At 67.6% G+C, this 15324-nt stretch carries 14 protein-coding genes; 1 reads left to right on the top strand and 13 read right to left on the bottom strand.

What is annotated here, in order from left to right; genetic code table 11:
- Window positions 1-72 precede the first annotated feature (72 nt).
- Genes SB816_RS10075 through SB816_RS10040 form a run of 8 tightly spaced genes read right to left on the bottom strand, consistent with a single transcriptional unit; the run spans window position 73 to window position 8497 of the window.
- Entirely contained in the window at window positions 73-726 is a 654-nt protein-coding gene (locus SB816_RS10075; RefSeq protein ID WP_410546870.1) for a TetR/AcrR family transcriptional regulator, read from the bottom strand.
- Complete coding sequence (locus SB816_RS10070) at window positions 723-1877, bottom strand: thiolase family protein (RefSeq protein ID WP_410546869.1); 1155 nt, start codon at window positions 1875-1877, stop codon at window positions 723-725. Before SB816_RS10070 ends, SB816_RS10075 begins: the two co-directional genes overlap by 4 nt.
- Window positions 1874-3727 carry an AMP-dependent synthetase/ligase gene (locus tag SB816_RS10065; protein ID WP_269872441.1) on the bottom strand — a complete coding sequence of 618 codons (1854 nt, stop codon included), beginning with the start codon at window positions 3725-3727 and terminating at the stop codon, window positions 1874-1876. The genes SB816_RS10070 and SB816_RS10065 overlap by 4 nt, the downstream gene beginning before the upstream one ends.
- Entirely contained in the window at window positions 3724-4551 is an 828-nt protein-coding gene (locus SB816_RS10060; protein WP_269872442.1) for an ABC transporter ATP-binding protein, read from the bottom strand. The genes SB816_RS10065 and SB816_RS10060 overlap by 4 nt, the downstream gene beginning before the upstream one ends.
- A gap of 7 nt (window positions 4552-4558) precedes the next feature.
- Window positions 4559-5740 carry an ABC transporter substrate-binding protein gene (locus SB816_RS10055; RefSeq protein WP_410546868.1) on the bottom strand — a complete coding sequence of 394 codons (1182 nt, stop codon included), beginning with the start codon at window positions 5738-5740 and terminating at the stop codon, window positions 4559-4561.
- A gap of 41 nt (window positions 5741-5781) precedes the next feature.
- A complete protein-coding gene (locus tag SB816_RS10050; RefSeq protein ID WP_410546867.1) occupies window positions 5782-6819 on the bottom strand; it encodes a branched-chain amino acid ABC transporter permease in 1038 nt (345 codons plus the stop codon).
- Between the two features lie 2 nt (window positions 6820-6821).
- Entirely contained in the window at window positions 6822-7700 is an 879-nt protein-coding gene (locus tag SB816_RS10045; protein ID WP_054502155.1) for a branched-chain amino acid ABC transporter permease, read from the bottom strand.
- On the bottom strand, window positions 7700-8497 hold the full coding sequence (locus SB816_RS10040) for an ABC transporter ATP-binding protein (protein WP_374700846.1): 798 nt from the start codon (window positions 8495-8497) through the stop codon (window positions 7700-7702). Before SB816_RS10040 ends, SB816_RS10045 begins: the two co-directional genes overlap by 1 nt.
- A 257-nt stretch (window positions 8498-8754) precedes the next feature.
- Here SB816_RS10040 and SB816_RS10035 point away from each other — a divergent pair, with 257 nt between their 5' ends.
- Complete coding sequence (locus tag SB816_RS10035; RefSeq protein ID WP_410546866.1) at window positions 8755-9558, top strand: enoyl-CoA hydratase/isomerase family protein; 804 nt, start codon at window positions 8755-8757, stop codon at window positions 9556-9558.
- Between the two features lie 21 nt (window positions 9559-9579).
- Here SB816_RS10035 and SB816_RS10030 read toward each other — a convergent pair whose 3' ends face one another.
- From SB816_RS10030 to hscA, 5 genes are all read right to left on the bottom strand, one after another.
- Entirely contained in the window at window positions 9580-11682 is a 2103-nt protein-coding gene (locus SB816_RS10030) for a TonB-dependent siderophore receptor (RefSeq protein ID WP_410546865.1), read from the bottom strand.
- A gap of 221 nt (window positions 11683-11903) precedes the next feature.
- A complete protein-coding gene (locus SB816_RS10025) occupies window positions 11904-12794 on the bottom strand; it encodes a methylglyoxal synthase (RefSeq protein WP_064525929.1) in 891 nt (296 codons plus the stop codon).
- Between the two features lie 102 nt (window positions 12795-12896).
- The gene (gene iscX / locus SB816_RS10020; RefSeq protein WP_020928322.1) at window positions 12897-13091 is read right to left on the bottom strand and encodes a Fe-S cluster assembly protein IscX; all 195 of its coding nucleotides are present in this window, start codon (window positions 13089-13091) and stop codon (window positions 12897-12899) included.
- A complete protein-coding gene (gene fdx / locus SB816_RS10015; RefSeq protein WP_026384519.1) occupies window positions 13091-13432 on the bottom strand; it encodes an ISC system 2Fe-2S type ferredoxin in 342 nt (113 codons plus the stop codon). The genes iscX and fdx overlap by 1 nt, the downstream gene beginning before the upstream one ends.
- 9 nt (window positions 13433-13441) lie before the next feature.
- Complete coding sequence (hscA, locus tag SB816_RS10010; RefSeq protein ID WP_410546864.1) at window positions 13442-15304, bottom strand: Fe-S protein assembly chaperone HscA; 1863 nt, start codon at window positions 15302-15304, stop codon at window positions 13442-13444.
- Window positions 15305-15324: the final 20 nt, after the last annotated feature.

Here is a 15324-nt window from a genome sequence, read left to right as displayed (position 1 = left end):
TGAGTTTTTAACAAATGAACAAATATGTTCACATTCATTGCACACCCCGCCGGCCTGCAAACCGACCCCTATTCAGCCCACCGGCCAGCGCCCCGCCCCCTCCGGCAACGTCGGCAGGCTGGCCCGCAGCATCTCATCGATGAACGCGGCGGGGCGCAGCCGGCCCTCGGGCTTGTACCACTGCACCGTCAGATTCATCGCGCCCAGCACGCAACGCTTGATCACGCGCGCATCGCCGCGCAGCAGGCTGGCGGCCACCGCCGCCGCCACTGCGTCCTGCCACATCGCCTCGTAACGGTCGCTCAGCACCTTGACGCTGGCCTGGCTGGGCGCCGACAGGCTGCGCCACTCGTAGACCAGCGCATTCATCGCGTCGCCGCCGGCGCCGTGCAACATGCTCCACATGTGCACGCGGAACAGCGCCGCCAGCCGGTCGGCTGGCGCCGGGTACAACGCCAGGGCCTGGCGGCCGGCATCCAGCACTTCCTGAATGCCGTTGTTCATCACCGCCACCAGGATTTCCTCCTTGCTGCGGAAATGGTGGAACAGGCTGCCGGACTGCAGTCCCACGGCGCGCGCGAGCTCGCGCACCGTGGTGCGCTCGTAGCCGTGCTTGCGAAACAGGCGGGCCGCGGTCAGGATCACTTCGGCGCGACGCAGCGATTCCGCGCCGTCCTCATGCCCGGCCGGCATCGCGCCCGACCCTTGCCTGCCGATCCGATTCATAGGCGTTCGATGATCGTCGCTGTCGCCATGCCGTGTCCGATGCACATGACCTGAAGGCCGAAGCGGCCATCGGTGGCGCGCAGCCCCGCCAGCATCTTGGCCATCAACGCCGCGCCGGTCGCGCCCAGCGGATGGCCGTGGGCGATGGCGCCGCCCCACGGATTGACCTTCGACGGATCGGCGCCCAGCGTTTTCAGCCAGGCCAGCACGACGCTGGCGAAAGCCTCGTTGATCTCGATCCAGTCGATATCCGCCAGTTGCAGGCCGGCGTGCGCCAGGGCGCGTTCGGTCGCGGGGATGACACCGGTCAGTTGCAACACAGGATCCGAGCCGATCGCCACCCGCGCGCGGAACCGCGCCTGCGGCCGCAGCCCGTCGGCCAGCGCCACGGCGCGATCGGCCAGCAGCACCGCCGCGGCGCCATCGGCCAGTTGGCTGGCCTGCGCCGCCGTCACCTTGCCCAGGCCGGGCGCGCGCATGGCCGGCGCCAATGCCGCCATCTTGGCGGGGTCGGCGTGCTCGCGGATGCCTTCGTCGCGCGTCGGCGCGCCAGCCGGGGCCGGCAACAGTTCGGCATGGCGCCCCGTGCTGGCCACCTGCCAGGCGCGGGCATGGCTTTGCATCGACCAGGCGTCCAGTTCTTCGCGGCTCAACTGCCATTGCTCGGCGATGCGCTCGGCGCTCTCGATCTGGTGAATCAGCGGATAGCGCCGCAATAGTCCGGGGTTGAGCGACTCAAAGCCGCGGAACTCGCGCTGTCCCAGCGTCACGTCCAGGAACATCGGCACGCGGCTCATGCTCTCGACGCCACCGGCCACCACGTAGCGCATATCGCCCGCGACAATCGCCTGCGCCCCGAAATGCACCGCCTGCTGGCTCGATCCGCACATGCGGTTCAACGCCACGCCCGGCACCGTGTCCGGCAGGCCCGCCAGCAGCGCGGCCAGGCGGCCGATGTTGGCGCCCTGCTCGCCCGCCTGGCTGACGCAGCCCGCCAACACGTCGTCCACCTGCTCCGCCGGCAGGCCTGCGCGGGCCAGCACGCCCTGGATGGCAATGGCCAGCAAGTCATCGGGCCGGGTATCGGCCCACCAGCCGCCGCGCCGCCCAAACGGCGTGCGCACCGCTTCCACGATCACCGCTTCGTTCATGCCGGCGTCTCCTCGGCGTACAGCCGTTCGATCTCATCCGCATAGCTGCGATAGATGCTGGCACGCCGCACCTTCATGGTCGCCGTCACCTCGCCATCGTCATGGTCCAGTTCCTTGGTCAGCAGATGGAAGCGCTTGATCTGCGCCACGGGCGCCAACCCCGCATTGGCGCGCGCCACCTCGCCCGCCACCAGCTCGCGCACCTGCCCGCATTCGGCCAGCGAGCGGAAATGGGTGAAGGCGATGCGCTGCGATTCCGCCCACTTGCCGACCGTCTCGAACTCAAGCTGGATCAGCGCCGCCACGTAGCGCCGACCGTCCGCGACGATCACGCATTCCTTCACGTACGGACTGCTCTTGACCGCATTCTCGATCTCGGATGGCGTCAGATTCTTGCCGCCCGCCGTGATCATGATGTCCTTCAGGCGATCGACGATGCGCAGTTGGCCGTCCCGCACCGCGGCCACGTCGCCCGTGTGCAGCCAGCCGTCGCGCACCGTGTCGGCGGTGGCGGCGTCGTTCTTGTAGTAGCCCGCGAACACCATCTCGCCACGCACCTGCAATTCACCCGCCTCGCCCAAGCGCCATTCGACGCCCAGGATCGGCTCGCCCACCGTGCCCCCCTTCACGCGGTCCGGATGCTGGCCGAAGATCATGCCGGTCGACTCGGTCAGGCCATACACCTCCACCAGCGGCACGCCGAGATTGCGGAAGTAGCGCACCACCTCGGGCGCGATCGGCGCCGCCCCCGTCATCGCCACCCGCACGCGCCGCAGGCCGATGAAGTTCTGCAGGGCCCGCAACACCAGCCAGTACCACAAGGCGTAGGTCAGCCGTTCGCCCGCATTGCGCTGGCGCGCCGACTTTTCCGCGAACGGCGCGCAGGCCGCCATGGCCCGCCGATACAGCCAGCGTTGCAGGCGCCCGGCCTCCTGCATCTTGATCGAGATCGACGCGTGCAGCTTCTCCCAGATGCGCGGCACGCCCAGGAATAGGGTCGGCGCCACTTCGCGCAGATCCTCCTGCACGGTGCGAATCGATTCACCGAAATTGACCTGCGCGCCCAGGTAGATCGGCACGAAGGTCGACAGCATCTGCTCGGCCACGTGGCACAGCGGCAGGTACGACAGATGCACGCTGCGCGCATCCATGCCCAGCCGCTCGGCAATGCCGGGGGCCACGCCGCGCATGTTGCGGTAACTGAGCATCGCGCCCTTGGGCTTGCCGGTCGAACCCGAGGTGTAGATCATCAGGCCCAGGTCATCCAGCCCCTGCGTGTCCAGCAACTCATTCAACGCCTGCAACCCTTCCGCCTCCAGCCGCTGGCCGTCGGCCTCCAGCTCGGCGAATGCGATGATGCGCGCGCGTTCGGCCGGCGCGTAGGAACGCAGCCCCTTGGTCTCCATCACCACGATGCGCCGCAACAGCGGCAACCGGTGCGCCACCTGCAGCACCTTGTCGGTCTGCTCCTGGTCCTCGCACACCACCAGTTCGACGTCGGCATGCTCCAGCACATAGCCCATTTCCTCGGCCGGGCTGGTGGCATAAACACCCACCGCCACGCCGCCGACCGCGCCCGCGCCCAGTTGCGTCAACAGCCATTCCAGGCGATTGTCCGCCACGATCGCGACCCGGCCGCCGCGCGACAGTCCGGCGGCCCGCAGCCCCAGCCCCACGCGGCAGGCGCGGCGCCAATACTGCGACCACGACACCGGCTGCCAGATGCCAAAGTCCTTCTGCCGCACCGCGATGCCATCCGGCTGGCGCCGCGCCTGTTCGCGCAGCATCTGCGGCAGGGTCAGCGCCGGCCAGGCCTCTCCGGCCGAGCCAGGGTCGATCGGCCCGTTCATGACAGCCAGCGCTTGCGGCGCTTGTAGTGCTTGATGTCGCGAAAGCCGCGCGCCTCGCCCGCGCCGCCCACGCCCAGGTAGAACTCGCGCACGTCGGGATCGGCCGCGAGCCTCTCGGCCGTGCCGTCGATCACCACCTTGCCCGTCTCCATGATGTAGCCATAGTGCGCCACCGCCAGCGCCACGGACGCGTTCTGCTCGACCAGCAACATCGACACCCCCTGTTCGCGATTGATGCGGGCGATGATGGAAAAAATGGTTTCCACCAGCATCGGCGACAAGCCCAGCGACGGCTCGTCCAGCAGCATCAGCTTGGGCTGCGCGATCAGCGCCCGCCCGATCGCCAGCATCTGCTGCTCGCCGCCCGACAGATAGCCCGCCAGTCCGCGGCGACGCTCGTACAGGCGCGGGAAATAGCCATACACCAGATCGAAGTCGGCCTTGGCGCCCGGCCTGCCGCTCAGCGCGTAGGTCGCCGCCACCAGGTTCTCCTCGACCGACAGGTCCTCGAACACGCGGCGCCCTTCCATCACGTGCGCCAGTCCGGCGCGCACCAGGTTCTGCGGCCGCGCGCCGGCGGTGTCGCCGCCGTCGAACAGGATGCGCCCGCGCGCGAGTTCGCCGTCCTCCAGGTCGAGCAGGCGCGACACCGCCTTCAGCGTGGTCGACTTGCCGGCGCCGTTGCTGCCCAGCAGGGCCACGATGGCGCCGGCCGGCACCGACAGCGACAGGCCGCGCAGCACCTGCACCGCCTTGTTGTAGACCACCTCGATGTTGTTGATGTCCAGCACCGTGGATGGCGACGCGGCGTGTCCGGGATTCATGGGCGCCTCACTGCAGCACGATCCAGTCGGAAGCCGGCACCATCTGCTTCTGCTTGGTATCGGCGCGGTAGATCCGGCCCACCGGAATCGAATTGCCCTTGATGCTGATCGGCACGCCGATCAGCCCGCCGGTGTCGAAGTCCTTGATGCCCTCCAGCGCCGCCTTCATGTTGGCGCTGGTCAGATCCTTGCCCGCCTCCAGCGTGCGCTTGGCCACCTCGGTGAACAGCATCGCCGCCAGGAAGCCCTGCATGTAGCCGGTGCTCTGGTATTGCGGCCGCATCTCGCGGATCTTCTTGAGCATCGGCGCGTCGGCCGTCCCGTCGTAGTAATAGCGGTACGGCATCACGCCCATGAAGCCCTCGGCATCCTCGCCCATCTGCATCACGGTGAAGTTGTCCATGGTCCAGAACGTGCCCATGTAGCGCGTCTTCAGGCCCATGCGCTTGCCCTGCCCGACGAACTCGGGAATCGGCGCCAGCACGTAGCCGTGGAAAATGGTGAAGTCCGGATCGGCGCGGCGCAGCTTGATGACCTCGGTCGACACGTCGACGCTGCCCGGCGGCGTCATGATCTCGGTGGCCACCGTCAGCCCCAGCTTCTGCGCCACCGCGCGCGAGCTGGCGATCGGGTCGCGCCCGAACTCCGTGTCCGAATACACGAACGCCACCTTGGCGCCCGGCTTCTCCTTGGCGATGTAGCGCAGCAGGATGCCGAACATCTCCGTGTAGTCCGGCCCCAGCATGAACTGCGCCGGATACTTGGCCGGGTCATTCAGCTCGGTGGCGAACGACGCGCCCGTCATCAGGATGTTGCCCGAACGGTTCAGCTCGGCATTGATGGTCTTGGAGAACCCGGTCGAATCGCCATAGTAGAAATTGACCTTGTTCTGGCTGGTGATCTTCTTGAAGGCCGCCACCGAAGCATCCACCTTGTAGGCGGTGTCCTCCGGCACGTAGCGCAGCTTGCGGCCCTTGATGCCGCCCTGGTCGTTGACGATCTTGACGTAGTCGGTGATGCCGGCATGGATGCCCTGCCCGGCGAACGCGAACACCCCGCTCAGCGGGATCGAGCCGCCCAGCACCAGGTCCTCCTCGGCCTGGGCCGCCGGCGCCGCGGCCAACGCCAATGCCACGCCCAAGGGGGCCAGCAACTTCGATAAACCGCTGCCTATCCGGATGCGCTTCATGGTTTCGTCTCCTGGTTCTCTTGGGAATACGCGGCCGCCGTCTAGGTGCGGAATGGCCACAGATGGAAGTAGCGGCGCACGCGGCGCCAGATTTCCGCGAGCCCGTGCGGCTCGCAGATCAGAAAGCCCACGATCAGCAGGCCGAACACAATGGTGCGCACCGGCGAGATCAGCCGCAGGGCATCGCCCCCCACCGGCAGCCAGCCCACCACCAGCTTGAGCAGTTCGGGCACCATGGTCATGAACACGGCGCCCAGGATGGAACCCAGGATCGACCCCATGCCGCCCACGATGATCGCGGCCAGGAAGAAGATCGACATGATCAGCGGAAAGCTCTCCGGCGTGACCACGCGGAAGAAATACGCCCACAGGCCGCCCGCCACGCCCGCATAGAACGACGACAGCCCGAACGACAGCAGCTTGTAGCGCAGCAGATGGATGCCCAGCACTTCGGCGGAAATGTCGCGGTCGCGGATCGCGATGAACGCGCGGCCGATGCGCGTGCGGAACAGGTTGGCCGCACCCAGCACCATCAGCGCCGTCAAGGGCACGATCAGCCAATAGATCTTGAACGACGTGTCCAGATCGATCCCCAGCAGCCGCGCCGGCGGCACCTGCAACCCGCCCGTGCCGCCCGTGAAGGCCCAATTCGCGAACACGAAGTGCGCGATGAAAGACGCCGCGATGGTCGAGATCGCCAGGTACAGCCCCTTGACCCGCAGCGACGGAATCCCCACCAGCAGCCCGCCCAGCATCGCCACCACGCCGGCGCCCAGCAGGTTGAGCAACACCGGCGTGCCCAGCCGCAGTTCCATCACCGCCACCGTATACGCGCCCAGCCCCATGAAGGCGGCCTGCCCCAGGCTCACCAGCCCGGTGTAGCCGGTCAGGATGTTCAACCCCGTGGCGCTGGCCACGTTGATCGCCACCAGGCACGCCAGGTACAGCCAGTAGGCGTCGGCCACGAACGGGAACAGCGCCAGCGACGCCGCCAACAACGCCAGCCACAGCCGCTGGGTTGTTGTGTCGAACAGCGCCTCGTCGGCCTGGTAGGTCTCTTTCGCGGTCGCGATGCGCATGGCTACAGCCTCTCGATTTCGCGCGTGCCGAACAGCCCGTAGGGCCGCATCATCAGCACCGCCACCAGCACCACGAAGGTCGCCAGCAGTTTGTATTCGCCGCCCAGGTAGGCGCCGGCCCAGGCCTCCAGCAGCCCGATGAAGATGCCCCCCACCAGCGCCCCGGCCACGCTGTCCAGCCCGCCCACGATCACCACCACCAGCACCGACAGACCGAAGACGCCCATCGACGACGAGATGCCGCCGATCGCCCCCACGATCACCCCCGACACCGCCGCGATCGCGCCCGCCGCCGCCCACGACAGCGAAAACACCTGCGGCACGTTGATGCCCATCGCATACGCCGCCCCCTGGTCCGACGCCGTGGCGCGCAACGCCACCCCGCCGCGCCAGTAGCGGAACACCGCCAGCACCAGCAGCACCAGCGCCAGCGCCACCCAGAAGCCGTAGAACACCTTGGGCGCGACAAACGCCTCGCCCACCATCACCGGCGCGCGCGGCATGAACTCCGGCAGGCGGCGCTGGTCCGCGGTCCAGATCAGTTCCACCACGCCCACCAGGATCGACGCCAGTCCCACGGTGATCATGAACACCGAGATCGGCGACTCGCCCAGCATCGGCCGGATCGTCAAGCGTTCCACCAGCGCGCCCAGCACGGCCGACAGCGCCACCGCCCCGGCGATCGCCGCCCACACCGGCCAGGCCATGCCGGCGGCGAGGGCATAGAACACGTAGGCGCCCATCATCAGGAATTCGCCGATGGCGATGTTCACCACCCGCGTCGCCTTGTAGACGATCACGAACGCCAGCGCCGCCAGCGCGTACAGGCCGCCGCTGCCCAGCCCCGCCAGCGTCACCTCCAGGAAGAACAGGCCGTCCATCAGGCCGCCTCGCGCAGCCGCCGGCGCAGGTCGCCGACGTCGCCCGCGCCCAGATAGGCCTTGATGACCTCGGGATCGGCCTGCACCGCCGCCGGCGTGCCATCGGCGATCACCTGGCCGAAGTTCAGCACCACCACGTGGTCCGACAGGTCCATCACCATGCCCATGTCGTGCTCCACCATCAGCACCGTCACGCCCCACTCGGCGCGCGCATCGAGGATGAAGCGCGCCATGTCGTCGGTCTCCTCGCGGTTCATGCCGGCCACCGGCTCGTCCAGCATCAGCACCCTGGGCTGCATCGCCAGCGCCCGCGCCAGCTCCACTCGCTTGCGCAGCCCGTACGACAGCGCCGCCACCGGCGCATGGCGGATGTGGTCGATCTCCAGGAAGTCGATGATGCGTTCTTCGATATCGGCGCGCAGCGCCATCTCCTCGCGCCGCGCCCGGCCCAGGTATAGCAACGCATCGAGCACATTGGTGCGCAGGTGGGCGTGGCGCCCCAGTTTGATGTTGTCCAGCACCGTCATGCCGCGGAACAGCGCGATGTTCTGGAAGCTGCGCGCCAGCCCCAGGCGGGCGCGCTCGGGCGCCGCCACGCGCGTGATGTCGCGGTCCAGGAAGCGGATGGTGCCCGCGGCCGGCCGGTAGAACCCCGAGATGGTGTTGAACAGCGAGGTCTTGCCCGCGCCATTGGGGCCGATGACCGTGGTGATGGATCCCGGCGCGACGCGAAAGCCCACGCCCGTGAGCGCCTTGACCCCGCCGAACGCCAACGTGACCCCATCCACCTCCAGCAAGGGAGGGCTATCGGATTGATCCACCTTTGTCTCCTCGCTTTGGTCGCGAAGCTGTTTTTCTATTGGCGGTGAATCAGCGTAGCCCCGAGGCAGGCGATGCGGCGAACCTGTCTTTACCTACGCTGTACAGCGCCGGAAAATCGTTCTATGCGTTACGCTTGCGTGGCGGACGGCGACCGAGCAAGCGCTTGGTTCCGAACATAGCATCGTGGTTTTTGGATCGAAAGTTGGTATTTACCCGATAACGGAGACAAGCCATGAACCCACCCCTTCCGGTCTTTCCCACCCTGCTGTTGGAAGCCGGCGACGGCATCGCCACGCTCACGCTGAACCAGCCCGCCACGCTCAACGCCATCGACGTCGCCATGGCGCTGGACCTGCAGCGCGCCGCCCAATGGCTCGATACGCGCGCCGACATCCGGGTCGTGCTGCTGCGCGGGGCGGGCAAAGCCTTCTGCGCCGGCGGCGACATCACGCTGTTCGAAGGCGACGTCAACGCAGTGCGCGGCAAACTGCTCGACCTGTTCACGCCCCTCAACGATTTCGTCGCGCACGTCGCGCGCATGGACAAGCTGTGGCTGGCGCAGATACACGGCGTTGCGGCCGGCGCCGGCCTGTCGCTGGCGCTGGCCTGCGACCTGGCCATCGCCGATGCCGACACGCGCTTCATGACGGCCTACCTGAAGCTCGGCGCCACGCCCGATGCCGGCATGACGCATGGCCTGAACCGCCTGCTCGGCCCGCGCCGCGCGCTCGACCTGCTGCTGCGCCACGACGCCTTTAGCGCCGCCGATGCATTGGGCTGGGGCCTGCTCAACCGCGTCGCCGACACCGGCCTGCTCGCGCAACAGGCGCAAACCTATGCCAGTCAGCTCGCCAGCCACGCGCCGCACGGCATCGCCGGCGCCAAGCGCCTGCTGCGCAACGCCGCGCACGCCCCGCTGGAAACGCAACTGGCCGAAGAGACCGCGTGCTTCCTGGACACCGCGCGGCGCGAGGACTTCGCCGAAGGCGTGCGCGCCTTCCGCGAAAAACGCGCGCCCCGCTTCCAGGGCCGGTAAAGCGCGAGCGCGGCGTCCGCGTCAGAACTTGTAGGTGACGCTGGCGATCGCGCTGCGGCGCGCGCCGTACCAGCAATCGCCGCGCGACAGGCACGTCGCCAGATAGGTCTTGTCGGTCAGGTTGTTGACGTTCAAGGCGTAGCGCCAGTGACTGGTCTCGTACGCCATCATGGCGTCCACCAGCCACACCGGCGCCAGCTTGGGCCCGTCGCCATCGCGGAACGACGCCATCCAGCGCGTGCCCGCGCCCACCGTGAAGCGTCCGTCCAGGTTGTCGAGCGCGAAACGGTAACGCCCCCACGCCGCGGCCTGGTGGCGCGGAATGCCCTCCAGCTTCGGATCCAGGTCGATGTAGTTGTAGTGCGCGATCACGTCGAACGACGACGTCACCTGGCCGCGCCATTCCAGCTCCAGGCCGCGCGTGCGCGTCTTGCCGGTCTGGACGTTGTTCAACGCCGCCGTCGGATCCGGCACCAGGCGGTTTTTCTCGCGCAGGTCGTACACCGACGCCGTGGCCAGGTGGCCGCCGTCGGCGGACTGGTACTTGACGCCCACCTCCCACTGCTTGCCGCGCAGCGGCTTGTACAGCTCGGGCACCGCGCCGTCGGGCGTGTTGCGCGTAGTGCCGGCCACCGGCGTGAACGACTCGCTGTAGCTGATGTACGGCGACCAGCCATTGCTGGCGGCATACATCAGGCCGAAGCGCTTGGTGGTGGCCTGAGCCTTGTCCGCCTCCCCATCCTCAAGCTGGCTGCGCGCGCGGTCATGCCGCAGGCCCGCCGTCACGATCCAGTGCTGACCGATCTTCATCTGGTCCTGCAGGTAGATGCCCGTCTGGCGCTGGTTGAACCTTGGCTCGCCGCACAGCTCGGGGATATAGCCATTGCCGTACACCGGATCATAGGCATCGATCGTGTCCTTGCCGCTGCCGCTCTCGCGGTCGCGGCGATAGCGCGACCAGTCCAGCCCCAGCAGCAGCTTGTGCGTCACCGCGCCGGTGCTCACCTCGCCCGTCAGGTGCTGGTCCAGCGTGTCCATGCGCACCTTGGTGATGGTGTCATCGGCATAGCGGCCGATGATGCGCTGGTTGATCGGATCATCCGCCCAGCCGCCGGGCACCGAGAATGCATCCGCGTAGTGCGTGAAGTACGTCACCTTGTTGTTGGCGTGGCGGAATCCCTGGCTGAACGACCACTTGTCGTTGAACTGGTGCTCGAACAGCCAGCCGAAGCTGCGGCGCTCGGAATCGTAGCGGTCGTGGTCCGGTTCGCCGATGAAGCGATAGGTCGGAATCATGCCGTTCGGATTCGGCGTGCGCATGCCCGACCACGGCATGAACTGCGCGGTCGAACCCGACTTGTCCTTCTGGTACAGCGCCTGCAGCGTCAACGACGTCGCCGCGCTCGGTCGCCAGGTCAGCGACGGCGCCACCAGCGTGCGGTCGTCCGGCACATGGTGCACCTGGGTATCGGCATCGCGCTGCAACGCCACCAGGCGGTACAGCCATTGGCCATCCTCGGTGACTGGCCCCGTCAGGTCGATCTGCGCCTGCTTGCGCCCATGGTTGCCCACCTGCACGCCGACCTCGCGCTGCGCCTCGGCCAACGGGCGCTTGCTGACCATGTTGATCAGGCCGCCCGTGCTGCCCTGGCCATACGTCATGGCCGCCGGCCCGCGCAGCACCTCGATGCGTTCCAGCATATACGGATCGGGGCGGGTCGTGCTGGTGTAGTAATCGAACGCCTGACGCATGCCGTCCAGATAGACGTCGACGTCGGTCCCGCGCACCCGCACGCTGTCACTGCGCGAATCCAGCCCATACGCATCGGAACGTACCCCCGCCGCATAGCCGAGCGCCTCCTGCAGGCTGGTGGCGCCCTGGTCCACGATCTGGTCGCGCGGCACCACGGTGATCGACTGCGCCGTCTCGTTCAGCGGCGTATCCGTCTTGGTGGCCGTGGCCGAACGCGTGGCCGCGTAGCCCAGCACCGGGCTGGTCGCCGTCTCGGCGCTGCCTTCCACCTTGACCGACGGCAACGTGGTCGGTTCGACGGGCGCGGACTGCGCGACCAGCGCGGCCGGCAGCAGGCTCAACGCCGCCGCCAGGCTGGCGCGGCGGGACATGGCAGGATCAAACATCGACGTGGCTCCCCTTGATGAATTTTGAAGAGCCAGATGTTAATGTTTCTCGTTATTGAAATGGTTCCTTTTCTCTACGAAAAGAAAGACTTCCCCTGTTTACAACAGACCGCCCACGGGCAACGCCCCCCAAGCGCTCCGCCCCATCAGGGAAAACGACAATAAAAAAGGCGCCCCAAAGGGCGCCCCGACGGCACGCTGGCGGCTCAAGCGCGCCCGGCGCGCAATTCCACCGCCTTGGCCCAGCGCCGCGCCACCGACGGCGAGGTCGCGCACGTGGCCGACTCCGTCACCACGCGCACCGCCCGTTCCAGCAACTGGATGTCCGCCTCATGCTGGCGCGCCACATGGGGATCCTCGAAGAAGATGACCCGCTGGCACTGGTGCTCCAGCACCAGTTCCGCGATCTGCGCATCGCCGCCCAGCGGACCGCTCAGGTAGCGGTGCACCCACGGCGTGTCCTTGGGCCAGCCGCGCGACCACGCCAGTTCGTTCAGGCGGCCACCGGTGGTGCCGGTCGCCACGCGTCGCGCAAACTGCGACAGCACGTCGAAGTGCTCGGCCGCGAACGCCACCATCTCGTCCTTGAGCGCATCGTGCGCGATCAACGCCAGCGTCTGGCCGGTGTAATTGAACAGCCGCGACGCCGCCATGTCCGGCGCCAGGCCCGCGTGCACGCGCTCGACTTCCATCCACTCGATGGCGCCGGCCAGCGTTGAAATGAACGGCCGGCCATGCGTGATGCACTGGCGCTTGAGCGCCAGCGCCTCCGGAAAGATCGACGACGGGTCCACCGGATCGATCAGGTAAATCGCGCCATCGAACGGCTCCTGCCCATCGCGCCCTTCGGTGACGCGCGCCACCAGCTTCATCAACCCGCCTTCGCGGCCATACGGATAGCGGATCAGGCCGGAATAGCCTTGCAGCATGCCCTCGCGCACGATGGCATCGTGGGTGCGCCCCACGGTATGCAACTGCACGCCCAGTTCGCGGATGGTGGACGAACAGGCCCGCAGCCAGGTGAACAAGGCGGCGTCGGGCGATTCATGGTGCAGTCGGTTGGCGGCCAGGCCAAAGCGCAATTGGGCAGCGGGCATCGGTAGACTCGGATGGCAAGGACAACGAAAGAGTCTTGATGATACCCCGCCGCCCGCGCCCCCAATGCAAAAACGCTCCCGAAGGAGCGTTTCGCCGGAGGATCAGTCGGCCTCGTCGATCCAGGCCATCTGGATGGCCTCCAGGATCTTCTCGCCGCTGCGTTCCGGGTCGTCATTGAAACCGGGCAAGGCCAGCACCCATTCGCGCAACTGCGTGAAACGCAGCGTCTTGGGGTCGACGTCCGGATGGGCGTCCGCCAGCGCCTCGGCAATCTGGTAGGTATCGGTCCACTTCATCAATGGCCCTCTTTCGCGTGGTTGATGGTGTACTTGGGAATCTCGATCGTCAGATCGGCATCCTCGACCCGCGCCTGGCAAGACAGGCGCGAGGTCGGCGTCAGGCCCCAGGCCTTGTCCAGCAGGTCCTCTTCGTCATCGGTCGCGTCTTCCAGCGACGAATAACCCTGCTTGACCACCACGTGACAGGTCGTACACGCGCACGACAGTTCGCAGGCATGCTCGATGTCGATGTGATTGTCCAGCAGGATGCGGCAGATCGACACGCCCTTGGGCGCGTCCTCGATCACGGCGCCCTCGGGGCAGTAGTCGGGATGAGGCAATACGGTCAGTTTCGGCATAGCGTCTTATCAGGCGATTTCGTCAAGTTTGCGGCCAGCCAGCGCGGCGCGGATGCTGCGGTCCATGCGGCGCGCGGCGAATTCATCGGTCGCGGCCGACAAGGCCTCGACCGCGGACTTCACCGCGTCCACATCCTGCGCCTCCTGGGCGCGACTGGCTGCCTGCAGGCATTCATCGACCCGTTGGCGTTCCTCGGCATTCAGCAGGTCGCCGTCGACCGCCAGCGCGGCCTGCACCGATTCGACCAACTGACGCGCTTCCACCTGCTGCTCGCGCAGCATGCGGGCGCGGGCGTCGTTGTCGGCCTGCGCCACGCTGTCGGCCAGCATGCGCGCGACTTCGTCGTCGCTCAGGCCGTACGACGGCTTGACCGACACCGCCGCTTCCACGCCCGTGCTCTGCTCGCGCGCGGTCACGCTCAACAGCCCGTCGGCATCCACCTGGAACGTCACGCGGATGCGCGCGGCGCCCGCCACCATCGGCGGAATGCCGCGCAGTTCGAAACGCGCGAGCGACCGGCAATCCGACACCAGGTCGCGCTCGCCCTGCAGCACGTGGATGCTCATGGCCGTCTGGCCATCCTTGAACGTCGTGAATTCCTGCGCGCGCGCCACCGGAATGGTGCTGTTGCGCGGGATCACGCGCTCAACCAGGCCGCCCATGGTTTCGAGGCCCAGCGACAGCGGCGTCACGTCCAGCAGTAGCCAGTCCTCGCCCGGGGCGCGGTTGCCGGCCAGCAGATTGGCCTGCAGCGCGGCGCCCAGCGCCACCACCTGGTCCGGGTCCAGATCGGTCAGCGGCTCGGTGCCGAACATCTCGCCCACGGCGGCGCGCACCACCGGCATGCGCGTGGCGCCGCCCACCATCACCACACCGCGCACGTCGGCGGGTTTCAGCGCGGCGTCGCGCAGCGCCCGGCGCGCGCTCTCCAGCGTGCGCTGCACCAGCGGCTGCGCCAGCGCCTCGAACTGCGTGCGGGTCAGCGTGTGATCGATGACCTGGCCATTGGCCAGCGTCAGATTCAGATTGGCGTCCTGCGCATCCGACAGCGCCTCGCGCGCGGCGCGCGCCGCCATCAGCAGGCCGCGCCGGTCGGCGTGCGTCAGATCCTTGGCGCCCGCGGCCGCCACCACGTGGTCAACGATGAGCGAATCGAAATCATCGCCGCCCAGCGCGGTATCGCCACCGGTCGAGATCACTTCGAACACGCCCTGCGTCAACCGCAGGATGGAAATATCGAACGTGCCGCCGCCCAGGTCATAGACGGCATACACGCCTTCGGCGGCGTTATCCAGGCCGTAGGCGATCGCCGCGGCGGTCGGCTCGTTCAAGAGGCGCAGCACGTTCAGGCCGGCCAGGCGCGCCGCGTCGCGGGTCGCCTGTCGCTGGGCGTCGTCGAAATACGCCGGCACCGTGATGACGGCGCCCACCAGGTCGTCGCCCAGCACGTCCTCGGCGCGCTGGCGCAGCACCGCCAGGATCTGCGCCGACACTTCCACCGGGCTCAGGTCGCCCTGCGCGGTGCGGATGCGCACCATGCCGGGCGCGTCCACGAATTCGTACGGCGCGCGCGTGGCGCGCGCCTCTTCCAGCGAACGGCCCATGAAACGCTTGACCGACACCACCGTGTTCAACGGGTCTTCGGCTTGCTGCGCCAGCGGTTCGCGCCCCGTGGTGACCTTGCCGCCGGGGAAATAGCGTACCGCCGACGGCAGCAGCACGTGCCCCTGCGCATCAGGCAGGACCTCGGCGACGCTGCTGCGCACGGCGGCAACCAGGGAATTGGTGGTGCCCAGGTCGATCCCCACCGCCAGCTTGCGCTGGTGCGGCGCGGGCGATTCGCCGGGCTCGGAAATCTGCAATAAGGCCATGATTGTTTTTTCTACTCAGT

Source organism: Achromobacter sp. SIMBA_011 (assembly GCF_046535435.1).
In the GTDB taxonomy this organism is placed as follows: Bacteria; Pseudomonadota; Gammaproteobacteria; order Burkholderiales; family Burkholderiaceae_B; genus Achromobacter; species Achromobacter dolens.
The sequence above is the reverse complement of the archived record's forward strand: the minus strand, read 5'-3'. Positions and strand labels throughout refer to the sequence as shown.

What these genes read in the sequence shown, in the direction of transcription:
- SB816_RS10030 (WP_410546865.1), bottom strand. Translation starts at nt 11,682, where the DNA reads ATGTCCCGCCGCGCCAGCCTGGCGGCGGCGTTGAGCCTGCTGCCGGCC.
- fdx (WP_026384519.1), bottom strand. Translation starts at nt 13,432, where the DNA reads ATGCCGAAACTGACCGTATTGCCTCATCCCGACTACTGCCCCGAGGGC.
- SB816_RS10025 (WP_064525929.1), bottom strand. Translation starts at nt 12,794, where the DNA reads ATGCCCGCTGCCCAATTGCGCTTTGGCCTGGCCGCCAACCGACTGCAC.
- SB816_RS10055 (WP_410546868.1), bottom strand. Translation starts at nt 5,740, where the DNA reads ATGAAGCGCATCCGGATAGGCAGCGGTTTATCGAAGTTGCTGGCCCCC.
- SB816_RS10050 (WP_410546867.1), bottom strand. Translation starts at nt 6,819, where the DNA reads ATGCGCATCGCGACCGCGAAAGAGACCTACCAGGCCGACGAGGCGCTG.
- SB816_RS10065 (WP_269872441.1), bottom strand. Translation starts at nt 3,727, where the DNA reads ATGAACGGGCCGATCGACCCTGGCTCGGCCGGAGAGGCCTGGCCGGCG.
- SB816_RS10075 (WP_410546870.1), bottom strand. Translation starts at nt 726, where the DNA reads ATGAATCGGATCGGCAGGCAAGGGTCGGGCGCGATGCCGGCCGGGCAT.
- iscX (WP_020928322.1), bottom strand. Translation starts at nt 13,091, where the DNA reads ATGAAGTGGACCGATACCTACCAGATTGCCGAGGCGCTGGCGGACGCC.
- SB816_RS10045 (WP_054502155.1), bottom strand. Translation starts at nt 7,700, where the DNA reads ATGGACGGCCTGTTCTTCCTGGAGGTGACGCTGGCGGGGCTGGGCAGC.
- SB816_RS10070 (WP_410546869.1), bottom strand. Translation starts at nt 1,877, where the DNA reads ATGAACGAAGCGGTGATCGTGGAAGCGGTGCGCACGCCGTTTGGGCGG.
- SB816_RS10035 (WP_410546866.1), top strand. Translation starts at nt 8,755, where the DNA reads ATGAACCCACCCCTTCCGGTCTTTCCCACCCTGCTGTTGGAAGCCGGC.
- SB816_RS10060 (WP_269872442.1), bottom strand. Translation starts at nt 4,551, where the DNA reads ATGAATCCCGGACACGCCGCGTCGCCATCCACGGTGCTGGACATCAAC.
- hscA (WP_410546864.1), bottom strand. Translation starts at nt 15,304, where the DNA reads ATGGCCTTATTGCAGATTTCCGAGCCCGGCGAATCGCCCGCGCCGCAC.